At 61.7% G+C, this 16,873-nt stretch carries 11 protein-coding genes; 4 read left to right on the top strand and 7 right to left on the bottom strand.

Going from position 1 to position 16,873, the window contains the following annotated elements; translation table 11 throughout:
• The first annotated feature begins 222 nt into the window (after positions 1-222).
• Positions 223-1,413 carry a pyridoxal phosphate-dependent aminotransferase gene (locus KIH75_RS00055; protein ID WP_219054906.1) on the top strand — a complete coding sequence of 397 codons (1,191 nt, stop codon included), beginning with the start codon at positions 223-225 and terminating at the stop codon, positions 1,411-1,413.
• Positions 1,414-1,641: 228 nt separating this feature from the next.
• Here the strand turns inward: KIH75_RS00055 and KIH75_RS00050 are convergent, their stop codons facing one another.
• On the bottom strand, positions 1,642-2,877 hold the full coding sequence (locus KIH75_RS00050; RefSeq protein ID WP_219054905.1) for a putative ABC transporter permease: 1,236 nt from the start codon (positions 2,875-2,877) through the stop codon (positions 1,642-1,644).
• Between the two features lie 234 nt (positions 2,878-3,111).
• Between KIH75_RS00050 and KIH75_RS00045 the strand changes: the two genes are divergently transcribed.
• The 3 genes from KIH75_RS00045 to KIH75_RS00035 all read left to right on the top strand — a co-directional run bounded on the left by KIH75_RS00045 (position 3,112) and on the right by KIH75_RS00035 (position 8,555).
• Positions 3,112-5,649 (top strand): YhgE/Pip domain-containing protein, encoded by a 2,538-nt coding sequence (locus KIH75_RS00045; RefSeq protein WP_219054904.1) that lies wholly within the window; start codon positions 3,112-3,114, stop codon positions 5,647-5,649.
• Positions 5,646-7,832, top strand: a complete 2,187-nt coding sequence (locus tag KIH75_RS00040) for a YhgE/Pip domain-containing protein (RefSeq protein ID WP_219054903.1) — start codon at positions 5,646-5,648, stop codon at positions 7,830-7,832. The genes KIH75_RS00045 and KIH75_RS00040 overlap by 4 nt, the downstream gene beginning before the upstream one ends.
• Positions 7,833-7,922: 90 nt before the next feature.
• Entirely contained in the window at positions 7,923-8,555 is a 633-nt protein-coding gene (locus tag KIH75_RS00035) for a TetR/AcrR family transcriptional regulator (protein WP_219054902.1), read from the top strand.
• A 423-nt stretch (positions 8,556-8,978) separates the two neighbouring features.
• Here KIH75_RS00035 and KIH75_RS00030 read toward each other — a convergent pair whose 3' ends face one another.
• The 6 genes from KIH75_RS00030 to KIH75_RS00005 form a co-directional block, all read right to left on the bottom strand.
• Entirely contained in the window at positions 8,979-10,628 is a 1,650-nt protein-coding gene (locus KIH75_RS00030; protein WP_219054901.1) for a DUF6020 family protein, read from the bottom strand.
• Between the two features lie 252 nt (positions 10,629-10,880).
• On the bottom strand, positions 10,881-11,426 hold the full coding sequence (locus tag KIH75_RS00025; RefSeq protein WP_219054900.1) for an FMN-binding protein: 546 nt from the start codon (positions 11,424-11,426) through the stop codon (positions 10,881-10,883).
• 69 nt (positions 11,427-11,495) lie between these two features.
• Positions 11,496-12,296: an ABC transporter ATP-binding protein gene (locus KIH75_RS00020; RefSeq protein ID WP_219054899.1), complete on the bottom strand. Its 801-nt coding sequence runs from the start codon at positions 12,294-12,296 to the stop codon at positions 11,496-11,498.
• Positions 12,297-12,437: 141 nt separating this feature from the next.
• On the bottom strand, positions 12,438-13,676 hold the full coding sequence (locus KIH75_RS00015) for an ABC transporter permease (protein ID WP_219054971.1): 1,239 nt from the start codon (positions 13,674-13,676) through the stop codon (positions 12,438-12,440).
• Between the two features lie 67 nt (positions 13,677-13,743).
• On the bottom strand, positions 13,744-15,075 hold the full coding sequence (locus KIH75_RS00010) for an ABC transporter permease (protein WP_219054898.1): 1,332 nt from the start codon (positions 15,073-15,075) through the stop codon (positions 13,744-13,746).
• Between the two features lie 13 nt (positions 15,076-15,088).
• Complete coding sequence (locus tag KIH75_RS00005; protein ID WP_219054897.1) at positions 15,089-16,360, bottom strand: DUF2318 domain-containing protein; 1,272 nt, start codon at positions 16,358-16,360, stop codon at positions 15,089-15,091.
• Between the last annotated feature and the right edge of the window lie 513 nt (positions 16,361-16,873).

The raw sequence follows: 16,873 nt of genomic DNA, 5'->3' as shown, positions 1-16,873 counted from the left end.
GGAACCTAGGGAAAGACACACGACAGAGCCGACAAGGGAACCTCAGGAAGGACACGCGACAGAGCAGGCAAGGGCAGGCAAGGGCGGGCAAGGGTTAGCAAGGGGCAGGCCAGGGATGACTGGCGAAGGCTGGCAGGGGCGGAATATGGCGGGCGGGGGCGCGTGTGGCGGGATATACTGAGACGCGAATACGGCGAAGTGAACGAGCACGGAAGGAAGCCGATGATCAACGAACAATACAAGGCGATGCTGGGCGGCAAGTCCGTCATCCGCGAATTGAGCGAATACGCCACCAAGCGCGGTGCGCAGATCGGGTACGAAAACGTCTTCGATTTCTCCCTGGGCAATCCTTCCGTCCCCGCGCCGCGCGACTTCACCGACGCCATGGTCGACCTGTACGAGAACGGCGACCCGGTCGCCATCCACGGCTACTCCCCCTCCCTGGGCATCCCCTCCGTATGCGCCACCATCGCGGACTCCCTGAACCGCCGCTTCGGCATGGACTACGAAGGCCGCCACATCTTCCCCACCACGGGCGCCGCGGGCGCACTCTCCCACGCCATGCGAGCCGTAACCAAGCCGGGCGATGAGATCATCACCTTCGCCCCCTACTTCCCCGAATACCAGCCGTACGTGAATGGTACCGGCGCGCATCTGACCGTCATCCCCGCCGACACCACCAGCTTCCAAATCAACTTCGAAGCGTTCGAAGCCGCACTGAACCCGAACGTGCAGGCCATCCTCATCAACACGCCGAACAATCCTTCGGGCGCAGTGTATTCCGCGCAAACGCTGACCAAGCTGGCCGCGATCCTCGAAGCAAAACAGCAGGAGTACGGTCACGACATCTTCCTCATCAGCGACGAACCGTACCGCGAAATCGTCTTCGACGGCAACACCCAGCCGTACCCGGCCCGCTTCTACGCCAACACGCTGACTTGCTACTCCTTCTCCAAGTCGCTCTCGCTGCCGGGCGAGCGCATCGGCTACGTGGCCGTGAATCCGAAGGCCACCGACGCCGACCTGCTCGTGCCGATGATGGGCCAGATCAGCCGCGGCACCGGCCACAATTGCCCGCCGAGCTCGATCCAGCTGGGCGTCGCGAAGGTCATCGACGAAACCAGCGATCTGAGCGTCTACGAAACGAACATGAACCTGCTGTATGACGCGCTCACTTCGCTCGGCTTCGACGTGGTGCGCCCCGGCGGCACGTTCTACATCTTCCCGAAGGCGCTGGAGGAGGACGCGACCGCGTTCTGCATGAAGGCGAAGGATTACGATCTGATTCTGGTGCCGTCGGAAAGCTTCGGCGTGCCGGGCTACTTCCGTATGGCGTACTGCATCGATACGGAGAAGGTGAAGCGTTCGATCGGCGCGTTGGAGCGTTTCGTGCACGAACAGTACGGCAAGTGATGCCGCGTCGCCGTGACAGGCGATCGCCACATATCACGCATTCGCGCATACCGCGCATTCGCGCATACCGTGATACGACATATACGGCTGTGGGCGGGATGGATTCGATCCGCGATGGATTCGATCCGTCCCGCCCACAGCCGTATGTGATATGTGTTCTACACGGGCGCACCACGCACCACGCGCCAAAGCCCGCAAGCCCGTACGCCCGCGCCCTGCGCCCCCCCCCTACGGACGCCCCGCCAACGTCGGGTCGATATGCATGGTGGGCAGCCGCTGCTCCATCACCTCATTGTTGAAATGCAAATCGATCCATTGCACGACCGGCGAATCGGAGTGGATGCCGGCCAAACGCATGTACCAGCAGTCGATGGCCATCAGCGAGAACAGCGCGTCGCCCAACAGCAGCACGAAACACACCGCGGTCAGCGAGTAGCGGATCTTCCACGGAATCCGGTTGATGCAGTTCAGCAGTGCGGGCAGGATCAGCTTCATCCACACCACGCCCAGCACACCCCAGAAGAACATGAACTGGCCGCAGGTGCGCCCGCCGATCGACAGCCATTTGCCGCTGTAATCCCACGCCTTCATACCGACGGTCACTTCCATGAACCAGCTGCTGAGCCATTCGAACGCGCCGCCCAGCACCGCCGACGACATGAAGATCGTCAGAAGACTCGACTTGTACAGCCGGTTCAAGCATACGGAGACGAGCAGCGTGCCGAAACCGTAGATCGCGGAGAACGGCCCGTACAGGAAGCTGGCGCGGTTCTGATAACCGCCGAACACCACGATGTGGTACACCGTTTCGACGGCGCAGCCGAACACGCAGCCGACGGCGAACAGCCAGAACATGTTGAAGAAGTTCAGCTCCATATAGCCTTTACCGGTGCGATCACGGCCGAGCATGCCCTCGCGTTCGCTCTCCATGAAGACGTCGCGCTCGTCCATGCGCCGCAGCGTGCGCTGCAATCGGCGCTCCTCACGCAGACCCGGGTCGACCGTCACGGACAGCGCCGCCAGCAGCAGGAACTGCACGACCTGCACCAGCAGATTCCACCCGACGCCGTGCAGGCAGAGGGTGAACATGATCTCGAAGAAGGTGAGCGGCATCAGCACGTACGTCCAGGGCGCGGCGCGATGGCGTTCCTTACGGAGGATCAGCAGTACGCCGAAGATGATCATGAGCACGGAGTTCACCGCGAACAGCGCGGTGCCGATCACGGACATGATCACGGTGAGGTTCAGCGGATTGACATGCTGGTAGCCGAGCACCACCGCGCCTATGGACAGGATGATTTCGCGCATGACGAGCGGGAAGGACACGATGCCGTCGAACAGTACCAGGTCGCCGAAGATGGTGACGATGAGCGGCATGTTCCGTTCCAGATCGTGGGTGCGAGCGGTGCGATGAGCGGCTTGGTGAGCGGCGTTGCGAGCATCATTACGAGCGGTATCCGCCATGTTTTCTCCCTATCTCCCCAGTACGCTCCAACCTAACAAAGCGGGCATACTTCGGCTTTGAGGTCAGCTTCCGGCAAAAGCGGGAGCGCCGCCGGGCGCGGCGGAATCGCGTGCCGGCGGAATTGGGGACAGGGTACGCTACGCTACTTGATGCGTAGCGCTACGCAATGCGTAGCATATACCGAGAAGACTTCACAGGAACACACAAGACCTCAAGACTTCATAAGGAGACCGATGGGCAACGTACTCGCGATTCTCAAACGCGATTTCAAACGATTGCTGAAAGTACCGTCCGCATGGGTGGTGGCGATAGGCCTCGTACTGATTCCGCCGATGTACGCATGGTTCAACATCCGCGGATTCTGGAACCCGTACAAGAACACCAGCGGTATCGAAGTGACGGTGGTGAACAACGACGAAGGCACCACCAACAAGCTCGTCGGCAAAACCAATCTGGGCCTCCAGATCGTCAACCAGCTGAAGGACAACACCCAGCTCGGCTGGAACTTCGCCGACGAACAGGAAGGCATGGAACGCGTCCGCTCCGGCGAATCGTACGCGACCATCATCATCCCCAAAACCTTCTCCAAAGACCTGCTCGGCGTCATCACCGGCAGCGGCAAACAGCCGGAACTCAAGTATTACGTCAACGAGAAGGCCAGCGCCATCGCCCCGAAAATCACGGACACCGGCGCCAGCACGGTCGACAACCAGGTCAACAGCACCTTCGTCTCAACCGTGAGCGAAGTGCTCTCCAAAGCGGTGAACACCCTTGACGGCAAAATCACCGACAAAGCCGGCAGTATGCAGACCAGCGCCGTAAGCTCGCTCACCGAAGCGCGCGGCACAATCAGCTCAACGCGCACCAAACTCGCCTCGCTCATCGCCGACATGGACAGTACACCCGCCAAGACGAAAGCCGCGCGGCAATCCATCTCCAGCCTGCAGCAGGCCGCAGTCGACGCGGGCAACAGCCTGAGCGGCACCTCAAACCTGATCTCCACCACGCAAACCAGTCTGAACGATTTCGCCGCCAAAACCTCCACCGGACTCGACAAGGGCTCCACGGCGATCACCCAGACCATGCAGCAGGCGACCACCACCATCAACACCGTCACCACCGGTCTGACCAACGCGAACACCACAGCCGGCAACGCGGTCGCCACCCTGCAAAGCGCCAACGATTCCACGGCCAAAGTGCTGGAATCGTTGAACCAGCTGCCGATCGTGAGCACCCTGCCCGAACTGAAGGATGCCATCGCGCAACTGCAGAACAGCAACGAGAACGCCGCCGAAACGCTGCGCGACATCAAAGCGCTGAACACCAGCACCGGCAAAACCATCACCACCGTCTCCGGCCTGACCACGAACGTCAACAACGCCGCGCAGCAGTCGCTAACAGCCACCAACACGGCCCGATCGACCATCACCTCCGGCGCCATGCCGCAGCTGAACAGCGGCCTGAGCTCGCTGGCCGGCGTCACTGGCACGCTCGGCGGTGGCCTGAGCAGCCAGACGGCCCTGGCCAGCCAGACCGCCACGGTGCTCGACCAGCTCGACAAGGCCAGTGCCGACACCGCCTCCGCGCTACGTACAACCGACAAGGCACTGGCGAAACTCGGCGACAAGCTCGACACCGTCATCACCGACATCAGCGCGCTCAACACCTCGAACATGCTGAGCTCCATGTTTGGCGCGGACGGCGAACTCGACACCGAACGCATCGCCGAATTCATGCTCTCCCCCACCGTGCTCGACACCAAAGTGCTGTACCCCGTGGATTCCTACGGTTCCGGCATGGCGCCACTGTTCACCAACATGGCGCTGTGGGTGGGCGCATTCGCCCTGGTGGTGATCTTCAAAACGGAAGCCGATGAGGAAGGCATTCTGAACATGACCTCCACGCAGGGGTACATGGGCCGATTCCTGTTCCTCGCCGTTTTCGCGGCATTGCAAGGCTTCGCCACCACCGTAGGCAACCTGATGCTCGGCGTGCAGACGGTCAACGCGGCCGCGTTCGTCCTCACCGGCGTGCTCACCTCGCTCGTGGACCTCTCCATCATCTTCTCGCTATCCACCGCGTTCCTGCACGTGGGCAAAGGCATCTGCATCGCGCTCATCATGCTGCAGATCCCCGGCGCTTCAGGCCTCTACCCCATCGAAATGATGCCGAAGTTCTTCCGCACGCTCTACCCGTTCTTCCCATTCAACTATTCGATCAAAGCGTTCCGTGAAACCATCGGCGGATTCTACGACGGGCATTGGGCGCAGAACATCGCCTACCTGCTGCTGTTCAGCATCATCGGCTTCGCCATCGGCCTGATCGTGCGCCCGCTCATGGCCAACACCAACCGCATGTTCGCGCGGCAGATCAAGGAAAGCGACATGATTATCGGCGAGGACGTGCACCTGCCCGGCTCGGAATATCGTATTTCCAACGCGCTGCAGGCGCTGACGAACCATAGCGGTTACAAGGCGTCCATCGAACGCAAGGCCGCGCACTTCGAAGCGCTCTACCCGCGTCTCAAGCGCGGCGCGCTGATCGCCGGACTGGTCGTGCCGATCATCCTAGCCGTCACGTTCTCGCTGACGACCAACACCAAGCTTGAAGCGCTGCTCGCATGGATCATCTGGGTCCTGCTCATCATCGGCTTCCTGCTGGCCATCGAATTCATCCGCGATAACCTGCGCAGGCAACGCCAGCTCGGCAATCTGGACGACGATGAAATCCGCATCGCCCTCGCACGCTACGAAAGGAAGCACGTCAAATGAGAACGATCGGCAAACTGTTCATAGGCGACGTGCGCCGCCTGACCAGCAACATCGTCTCCATCATCATCGTGATCGGTCTGACGGTGATTCCCGGCCTGTTCACCTGGTTCAACATCGCGGCCAGCTGGGATCCGTTCGGCAACATGAAGAACCTGAAATTCGCCGTCGCCAGCGTCGATGAAGGCTACCGTTCCGACCTCATCCCGGTGAAGATCACCATGGGCGACCAGATCCTCAACACGCTGCGCTCCAATTCGGAACTCGATTGGACGTTCACCAGCGAACAGGACGCGATCAAAGGCACGAAATCCGGCAAATACTATGCCGCGATCGTGATTCCGAAAACCTTCAGCAAAAGCATGATGACGTTCTTCTCCTCCGACGCGAAAAACGTCAAGATCCGCTATTACACCAACGAGAAAACGAACGCGCTGACGCCGAACCTCACCAACCAGGGCGCGAACGAGGTGAGCACGCAGATCAACCAGATGTTCGTCAAAACGCTGACAGGCACCGCGCTGTCGATCGCCTCGCAGCTTTCGGACGAGCTCTCGTCGCCCAAGGCGACCGCCGCGCTGAACAACTTCACCGCGAACATCGGCACGCTCGCCACCACACTGCAGGACTCCTCCAGCACCATCGGCGATTTCAGCGCGCTCACCACCTCCGCGTCCACGCTGCTCAACAGCTCCTCCGCGCTGCTGAAGAACATCTCCGCAACCGGAGCCAGCGCCGGCGATCAGCTGAAATCCGCAAAGAAAGGCGCGACCGACCTGACGGGCGCACTCGACACGAGCACCAACGCGCTGGCCGCCGCGCTCAAACAGAGCGCCTCCAGCTACGGCGCGGTCGCGGACTCGGTCGATTCGCTCGTCGCCGATGCCGGCACGCAGATGACGGACACCGCGCAACTGCTGAACACCGAATCCACGCATGTGAGCGAACAGGCCGAACAGTACCGGACGATCCGCAACACGCTCGCCGCGCTGGAACCGCAGATTCCCGAAAGCAGCAAGCCCAAATTCGACGCGATCCTGTCGCAGCTGGAAACGGCGATCACCATGCAGGACAATCTCGCGGCATCCCTGAAGAAAGCCGCCTCCGACGTGACTTCGAAGAAGGGCAGCGTCGACGAGCAAAGCAAGCAGGTCAAGGCGCTGGCGGCCGAAGCGAAGCAGGCCGTGAGCGGCATTTCCACCGACTTCTCCTCGAATATCAAGCCGATGCTTTCCCAGATCTCCACATCCGTGGCCAACGCGGCCGCCGAACTGAACACCGGCGTGGCCACGCTGAAAAGCGCGGTGGGCGACGTGGACGACATCAACACGAAGGCGACCACCAGCCTCGGCGAAGTGAAGGAATCGCTGGACAAACTGGCCAAGAAACTGTCGACTACCGGCACGAATCTCACCGAATTCAACACCAAGCTGGAAGCCGCGCTGAACAGCTCCGACCTGGACGAGATCAAGAAGCTGCTGGGCACCGATTCCGAAACGCTCGCCGCGTCGATCGCCGCACCGGTGAAGCTCAAGCGCGAGGCGGTGTTCCCCGTCGCGCAATTCGGTTCGTCGCTTGCGCCGCTGTACGTGATCATCCCGCTGTGGGTGGGCGCACTGCTCATGGGCGTGACGCTGAAAACCACGGTTTCGCGCCGCACCCGCGAACAGCTGAGGCACCCGCGACCGCATCAGCTGTTCCTTGGCCATTACGGCGTGTTCGCGCTGATCGCGCTGCTGCAGAGCACGTTCTCGGCGGGCGGCTCGCTGCTGTTCATGCACGTGCAGGCCGTGCACCCGTGGCTGTTCATGCTCACCGGCTGGGTGAGTTCGCTGGTGTTCTCGTTCTTCGCCTACACGATGGTCGTGAGCTTCGGCAACGTGGGTAAGGCGATCGGCGTGCTCATGCTCATCATGCAGATCTCCGGTTCGAACGCCGCCTATCCGTTGCAAATGCTGCCGTCGTGGCTCGGTTCGATCAGCCCGTTCCTGCCGGCCACGCATGCGGTGACCGCGTTGCGCGCCTCGATCGCGGGCATTTACAACATGGACTATTGGAAGGCGATTGGGGCGCTGCTGCTGTTCATACCGCCGCTGCTGCTGATCGGCCTGCTGCTGAGGAAGCCGCTGATCAAGTTCAACCAGTGGTATGTTGCGAACATGGAGAGCACCAAGCTGACCGCCTAGGCGATCAGCGGTTGTGGTTGGCGGGGTGCCGTCGGCCGCAACCGGTTCGTGGCGGCACACGCCGCCACGGCGAGGGAAACGAAGAGGACCATGAAGAGGGATACGAAGAAGAGCGAGACCGCCACGGCCATCGCCTCGAAAATGCCGAAACTGCCTACCCCGGTGAAAACGCGTGCGGCACGTATGCGTGAGGCGACGGATCGCAAGATCACGCAGGCGATACTGCAGATCGCCGCATCGCGCGGCATCGGGGCGGTGACCATCGAGGAAGTGGCTCGCTGCTCGGGCGTGGCGAAAACCACGATCTACCGCCGGTACCGTAATACGGAGGACCTGCTGCACAAGGTGCAGATCGAGGCGAGCGACACATTCGAAACAGATGATTTCGCCCCCACACACGACGACCTGCGCCGCCTGTTGGAGCACATCGCAGCCGCCTTCAACGACGAAATCGGGTTCAAGGCCGTAGGGCTGGTGCTGAGTTCCGACAGCGATTATGTGAGAAGCCTTGCGGGCCAGGTGATCACGCCGGCCGAGCAGCGGTTCGGCGACTATATCCGCCGAGGCATGGATGCGGGGGCGTTCCGCCGCAGCCTTGACGTGAAGTTCCTGTTCAGCACGGTGCTGGGCTCCATGCTGGCTTGTAAGGCGTTGTGTCACCCGCAGGATGCGCTGTGGGCGGAGCAGATGGCGGCCATACTGTGGCCGGCGATCGTGGCGTAGGTTTGGCCGGGTTTGGTTGTCTGGTTTGACAGGTTTGGCTGAATCTGGCGAACCAGACAGAGCGCAACGGGAGTTCGATCCCTCTATTCCCGCCTGCGGGACTCCGACTGCACCTAAATCTGCCACTGACGGCCTTTCATCGTCGCTAACTACCTTATATATGGCAGATTCGGGCCATGCGCCGGAACTAGGTGGCTTATATATGGCACTCATTCCCGAATATCGCGGTTTAGGTGCCATATATAAGCCACCTAGTTCATGGAGAATCCTGAAATCTGCCATAAATAAGCAAGATAGCGCCTGTTCCACCCGCATGATGTGCTCCGGGAAGCATTCCGGCCGCCCGGCTGGCACGAGCCAAACCGGAAAACGGGCTGGGGAACGGGTCAGCTGGCCGAAACGAATCAGCAAAGCCGAAAAGGGTCAACAAGCGGGCATGGGGACCGCCGAAGCGCCCTGCCGAGGCACCGCCCGGAAGGGCAGGGCCGTGAACAACGGCAGCAGGAAGAACGCGGGGATCGCATACCAGAACAGTGACGACGGCGAGGCGTACAGCGAAAGATTGTTGAAGAACAACAACCCGAACGCCGCCCAAGCCGGCCCAGACTCACCGGCATGGCGAGTTTCGCCGAAACCAGCGCCTCCGCCGCCGCCAGCACTCGCATTCCAGTGACCCCCGCCGCGCACACCGGAGCGCACACGCCCCCGCACCCTCCGGAACGCCGCCTGCCCCGCCAGCGCCAGCGCGACCAGCAGCGGTATCCACGTCACATACAACGCCATCGAGGTCAGCGGGTTTCCGCCGCGCACCCACCGGCGCACCCCGGCCAGCACATCGGCTTTCCACTGCGGTTTGCGCGACGTACCCATCAGCGGCCGCAGCTCACTGGTAATATCCGCCAGCCGCCGCGCCTCCGCGCTTCCGTCATCACCCGCGTATTTCGACCCGGTGAGGAATGTGGACCATTGCCGCATATACCCGGGCGTGAAAATGTAGTCGGAATCGGTGGGGTAGGCGAAATTCGCGGTGATGTCCCACCAGTGGCGGATCGGCCCGGCATACGCCTCAAGGTAGGTGCCGGGGTGGCTTATCCCAAGCTCGATCCACGCGCGGATCGCGTCGAGTTTGCTGGTGAGGGAAGGTTGCGGGCTGGTTTTCAGGGTGTGGAATGTTTCGTCGGTGCGATAGCCGACGATATCGCGGGCCGCGCGTTGCACGTCCATGATCTCGTTGAGGCGCCGCATCTGACTGGGGGAAATCGCGTGCGGTTCGTCGTGGGCGAGTTTCGCGACCGGCTGCGTGACGTAGCCCCAGAGTTCGCGTGCGACCGAATGGTTCGCATGTGTCGCCGCCGCGGCGAACGACATGAACACGCATTCCGCGATCACGGCCGCGGCCACCAGGCAGATCGCCGCACGCCTGCGCAGCCCCTTGGCGCACACCACCACCAGCAGTGTTCCGGCGCAAAGCACCACTATGAGCGCGGTACGTTTCGACGCGATCACCGCGAAGGCGAGCAGCGTGAAGCATACGGCCACCGGCGTGCGGGCGAGCACGCGCCCGCGGGTCAGGCATGCTTCGACGAAGATCAGGGCGAAGGGCATGAGGAAGATGGTGTGCAGCGAATCCTTGCCCATGGTGGCAACACTGCCGAATATCACATAGCTGGTGGAGCAATAGATCAGCCCGATCAGGGTCAGCCATCGCGGAACGCCGATTTTGCGCGTGTAGCACAGTATGAGCGCGCAGCCTGCGGCGAGCAGCACGGCTTGGACCAGCGTGTAGATGCCCTGCCCGATGAGCGGCGAGCCGAATAGTTCGCCCAAGTGCCAGAACGCACCGAATATCAGGGTGTCGAACAGCGGATGCTGCGTGTAATACTCGTGCAGCCCGGAGGATTGCAGGTATTGGGCGAGGGTGTCGTCGCGCAGGGCACCGGGCCAGGTGAGCGTGAGCCACACCGACCAGCAGGCCAGAATGACGAGCAGGTACGGCAGGAAACGGGAGCGGAGGGAGTCACGCAGGGTGATGCGCGGGGTGATGCCAGGCTCTGAGGTTGACTGGATGACCATCCGCGTACCGGCCGATTCGCTTACCGATTCGCTTACCGATTCGCATACCGGTTCGCCTGGTTGCCCGGCCTTCGATGCCGCCGATGATTCCGTTACTTGTGTCGCGTTGCGTTCAACCACGGTTCCCAGTGTAGAAATACACAACACATGCGCGAGTGTCTAAATAAGACATGCACCGAATCTCCCAACGGCAAACGCCGAAAAACGCCCCGCCCAGCGAAGCCTCCAAGCCTCATGCACCCCGGCAAAAGCCTACTGGATGGACGCCTCCTGACGCGCCACTTCAAGGGCCTTGTTGAACGCCTCGCTGGTCCAGCTGGCGCCCGCGACCTTGTCGATTTTCAGATCCTTGAGCGGCTTGCCGTCCACCACGCCGTTGATCGCATTGGCGAATTCGGTCTGATGCTTCTTGGAGATCGACGTGAACGGGTGCCCGACGATGTCCACCTTCTCGACGTTCCCCTGTTTCACGGTGAGTTTCACATCGATGGTGTCTTCGCCGACCGGCCCATACTGGCCGTTGATCTTGTACGTGCCGTCGGCGTAGCTGCCGGTGTCCTTCTTCTCGGATGTCGTGGAGTTCGGGTCGTCGGCATGGTTCTTGACGGTATCGTCGGACGAACCGGAATCGCCGCTCCCCTGCTGCGACTGCTGTTCCTGCGACTGCTCGCTTTCGCCGGAGTTGCCGGCGTATTCGTCGTTCATCGGCGTGGCCTTGGGCTCGCCGCACGCGGTCAGCAGCGCCAGGCCCGCCGCGGTCATCGCAACGATCTTCACCGCATCCTGTTTGTTGGGCATATTCTTCCTTTCACGCTGTCTGCTCATATCGTTCCATACTCCTACACCGGTCTTCCAGCCGCCAGTCAGTCAGTCTTTGGAACCGCCGGTTTTGGCGGATTTGGTCGGATCGGCGAAATCGATGGCGGTTTCGCCGTTCTGTGCGCCCTCGGCCGTGGAACCGGTGAAGGCCGGCTTGCCGCCCGCAGCCTCATAGGCCTTGCGCGCCTCCTCATCGTTCCACTTCTCCCCCACCAGCACGCCGTGGTTGAGCATGATCTCACGCTGCGCGCAACTGGCGACCAGCGCGTCATGCGTGACCACGATGATCGTCGTGCCCTGCTCGTGCAGCTGACGGAACAGGTCGAGCACGATCTTCTCGTTCTTCTCGTCCAAGTTGCCGGTGGGCTCGTCGGCGAGAATGATCTTCGGGCAGTTGATCAGGGCTCGCGCGATACACACGCGCTGCTGCTCGCCACCGGAAAGCTGGCTCGGCAGGTGGTGCGCACGATCCTTCAAACCCACGCGTTCCAACGCTTCCAGCGCCTGCTTCTCGTCGACCACGGAATGGTAGTACTGCGCCACCATCACGTTCTCCACGGCGGTCAGATGCGGCACGAGGTAGAACTTCTGGAACACCAAGCCGATCATGTTCTTGCGCACGTCGGCCAACTGCTTGGCGTTGAGATCCTCCAGCTTGCGCCCTTCGAGCTTCACGGAACCCTTGGAGGGGCTGTCCATGCAGCCGATCATGTTCATCAGCGTGGTTTTGCCGGAACCGGAGGAGCCGACGATGGCGAGCCACTGGCCTTGCGGCACGGTGAGGTTGAGGTCGTCCACGGCGTGCAGTTCGCCGTAGATCTTGCAGATGTGGTCAAGTTCAAGCAGCATGGGCATTCCTTTACATGTGCAGGTCCGGCTTGCGATTCGGGCGGATTCCCGGATTCCTGCGGATTCCAATGGTCAAAACGGATGGGACGGGCGAAGCGGAGAAGACAAAACGAGCGGAATATGCGGAACGGTCGGCAGCGGTCACTCCTCGCGAAGCACGATGGCCGGGTCGATGCGCGTGGCACGACGGACCGGCGAAACGGAAGCGAGCACGGCGATCAGCACGCTAAGCAGCAGCGACGCCACGCCGAGCAGCCAGTTGAAGCCGATGGCGCGGTCGAACACCGTCTGGCACAGCACACGCGCCAGCAGGTAGCCGAGCGCCGTGCCGAGTAGGCCGCCGACCAGGCCGTAGATCGCGGATTCCACATAAAACTCGGTGCCGATGGCCCGCGCGGACGCGCCGAGCGCCTTACGCAAACCGATCTCGTTGCGCCGCTGCGAAACGATCGAACTGATCGTGGTGCCCACACCAACCAGAGTCAGCACCAGCACCACCAGCGACACAATCCAGAACAGGGTTTGCAGCATGGTGATGATGCGCGTATCGGACGAAGTGATCTTGGTGACGGTCTGCGCTTTCACGCCGGTATTCGGGTTGGCGTTGAGCGATTTCACGATGGCGTCAAGGTCGGAGCCGACCGCGTTGACGGAGTATTCGATAACATCCGCGCCGCGCGTGGAACCGGCGAGTTTGGCGACGTCGCCGTTGACCGCGTACACGATCTCATCCTCGTTACCACCGGTGTCGACGATGCCGGCCACGCGGAATTCGGTGCCGGCGGTATTCATGATGTCGGAGGACACGCGACCGTCGCGCTTGACGTCGCTTTCGCTCTGGCCGAGCGCACCCTCGGAACTTGCGGAACCGCCGTTATCGGAAGCGCGGTAGCCGATGGTGATGCGCGAGCCGATCTTCACGCCGAGCGCGTCGGCCACGTCACGCCCCAGCATCACATTGCCTTTGCGCGGCCAGTCGCCAGTGACATTCCAATGGCGGTTCAACGCCTTCACGTCGGCGGTGGTGATGCCGGCCAGCGTGTAGGGCGCGGAGTTGATGCGCACGCTCTCATAACGGTATGCGGCGGATTTCGCGCCGTGTTCGCCGACCACCAGCGCGTTGATGTTCCGAACGGCGGTGGCGTCGATGCCGTCCGACTTCGAGCCGGATGCGGCGGAATCGCTGGGCGTGACGATGAGGTTCGCGCCGTACGCGCGCATTTCCTCATTCATCTGCTGCGGTACCGCAATACACACCGCGGCAAGGCAGAACAGGGTCGCGGCGCCGACGAGCACGGCGATCACGGCCATGATCGCGCGGGAACGTCGGCGGAACACCGCGCCCCACAGCATGGTGGCGAACATCCTCCGGTTCGTCATCGGCCTGGATGTGGTGGTAGTGGTACCGGCATTGCCGGAAGTACCGGTTGCCTTCTGTGATGTGCTATCAGCGGCCATGGAGCACCTCCGCGGGCTTCAAGTTCAGAATCGAACGAATGGAAGAGAAGGATGCCAGCAGAATGGTAATCGCCAGCAGCACGAACACGAGCACGAACACCATCGGGCGCATCGTGATGCCCGAACCGAACACCACATGCCCCACAATCTGCGCCATACCGGAGCCGAGCAGCGCACCGGCCACGGCACCGATCAGCGAAATCACCGCGGTTTCGGCCAGCATAAGACGCGACACCGCGCCATCGGTCGCGCCGATGGCCTTCAACAAGGCGAGTTCCGCGCCACGCTCGCCAATGGCGGAAGCCATCAGGTTCGCCACGGCGATGGCCGCCGCAATCAGCGACAGCGCGGTCATCAGCACCATCACCGCCTGCGTCTTCTGCAACACGTCGCCCTGCAGCGCAGCCACCTGACGCACCTGCTTGGCGACCGCACCCGGAATCACCTCTTCGATCTGGTAGGCGATCGAACTCGGGTACGCGGTGCAATACCAGGTCTCCCACTCGTCCTGGGTCAGCGCGGCGGGATTCTTGGACGCCTTGCGAGCCAGATCGTTATCGGGCGTGGTGAGCGCCTTGACTTCGATCTTGTCGACGGAATCAGGCAGATTGGCGAGATTCTGCGCCTTGGACGAAGGAATGTACATGGTGTTGTCGTCGGAGTCGCCGGATTCGTAGATGCCGGTAATACGAATCTTCTGCTGGTTACGGCCGGACGCGGTGGTTTTGCCCAGCGTGACCGTGTCGCCGATCTTCACACCCAGCTTGGAGGCGAGAGTCGTGCCGACAAGCCCCTGCGAACTATCATCCTTAGGCCAGGAACCGTCGAGCTTCCACCATGAGCGCATGCCGTTCACACCGGCCACGGCGGATTCGCCGGAATCCATGTGCAGCGTTTTAGCGAACCACGTGCCCACAATCGGCACGTTCGTGGCCTTGCAGCTGCCCGCCGAAGCGCCGGAACAGCCGGCATCGGCATGAATATTGAGTTCCGGAGCGAAATTCGTGATGTTGAACGCCCAGAAAATCGTCTTGATCTTAGGCGCATCCGATTCCTTGAGGAACGTGGTCGGATCGGTGGCATCGGATTGCGTGGAATCGCCGGTGCTATACAGGTCGTTCACCACGGCGTCGGCCTTGGGCTGCACCACGATGTTCGAACCGTAGGTGGAAAGTTCGGCGTTGAGCTTGTCACCCACGTCGAACACCACGCCGAGCATGGCGACACTCACCGCCGCGGACAGGCAGACGGTGACCGCGATCAGCAGTCGGCGTTTGAACTGCCTGCTGAACGAACGCACGATCATTCGTATGAAGAACATGCTGGCTCCTCACTCACTGGAAGTGCGCCGACAAAGCGTCGAGCACGGAGGTTTGGATGATGATTTTGCCGGGCTTGACCTGGTAGTCGAAGGGGATGGGATTGCACCCGCCCTTGAAGCCGATGGTGGCGAGATTGATGGCGACATCGCACTTCTTGCAGATGATCTTGCCGTCCTTCTCGTAGTAGCCCGCGTCGCCGCAGTTCTCGCAGGCGTCAAGGCCGATGCCGTACGCGCCGCCGTTCTTCTTGATGATGATGAAGCGCATGACGGTACCATCCTTGGCCTTGTACTGGAAGCGGTGCAGGTGGCCGTCCGAAACCTGGTCGAAGGTGATGGTGGCCACACCATCCTTCAGCGAATACTGTTCGGGCGGCGATAGCGTGACGACCTTCTGCGTCTGCGCGACACCATAGGTGAGCGCCACGGTCACGCCGATAATGGCGACAAGACTCCACGCGCCGGCCGCTTTTGCACGACGACCGAACGCCACATGCGCACGCACGACGGCCTCATTATCACCGGTCGTGGCGGTGGTGAAGCCCTTGATGATGGAGGCGACGGCGGGAATGACGAAAACCATCGGCATGGCGATGGCCATGGCCCGCTGATGATTAATGCACCAGACGAGCAGGAGGAACATGTTGCTCGGGAAGCTGACGATGCGCTTGGATTGCAGGATCTGCGCGAGATCGGTGAAATGCGTGACGAACAGCAGCACGACCTGCAGGAGCGCGGCGAGCGTGAACGACCAGTGCGGCGTGGTGGAACGCATGGTGCGGAAGATAAGCGCGGCGACGATCGCGGTGGCCGCACCCAGAGTGAAGCCGAGCGCGCGCAGCAGCATGTCCGAAGTGAACACGGGATCGCCCGGTTCCACGAAAATCGTGAGCTTGAGGATCACGTCGGGCAGGGCACGGAACGTGGTGGCCGCGATGGCAAGCGCCGCAACCAGATTGGCGGCGTCGAGGCTGCGCGGATGCTCATGCCGATTGCGGGTGAGCGTGCGTGCGCGCAGCATGATGATGAATGCGGCGACGTCGAGGATGACGCAGCACCACAATGTCGGATAGTTGATGAACGTACGCTGGTTGATCACGGCCGTGGCTCGCAGCGCGGCGAAGACGACGGCCCCCACGAAGCCTACGATGAATCCGATCAGTCGCCAATGCCGGCTTACCGGCTTGTCGCGCCCTTCGCCCACGGCGAGCATCACGTTCAACGCCATGATCAGCAACGCCGGCGCCAGCGTCCCCTGGAGCACCGTCACATACTGTTGCAGCATCTCAGCCCTTTCCTATTGCGCTGTCCGCGCGTTTCCTTTCCTTACGAAGCAACTACCAACCAGACAACACCAACCCACTGCCCCGGTATGGCCGGGAATCGTGCCAGTGTCCGACACGCTCCGGGCCGCTCTGGCCGAGTCTTTACGGTCGGCCACAGGCACGATTCCCTAGTCTCGCCAACGCTTCCAAGAACGCCAGAGACGGATTAGGTTCGGAACGAATCCCTTGCCTGCTCTGGTGTGGCCGGGAATCATGCCAGTGCCCGACACGCTCCGGGCCGCTCAGGCCAAGTCTTTACGGTCGGGCACAGGCATGATTCCCTAGGTCCGCCCGAATCGCCCATAGGCTTGGCCCACGCTCCAAAGACCCCGTACACCAACGCTCCTGCTAAACGCCAGAGGCGGATGGAATGTTCATTGCCGGACCGTAGGCTTGGCCCAGCGCTCCAAAGACCCCTGTATACCAACGCCCAAGAAAAACGCCGCAAGCGGTTTCCGCATACGTTGCCCGAC

The sequence above is a fragment of the Bifidobacterium pongonis genome (assembly GCF_019331805.1).
Classification (GTDB): Bacteria; Actinomycetota; Actinomycetes; order Actinomycetales; family Bifidobacteriaceae; genus Bifidobacterium; species Bifidobacterium pongonis.
Note: the sequence above shows the minus strand (reverse complement) of the source record. Positions and strands in the feature narration are given on the sequence as shown.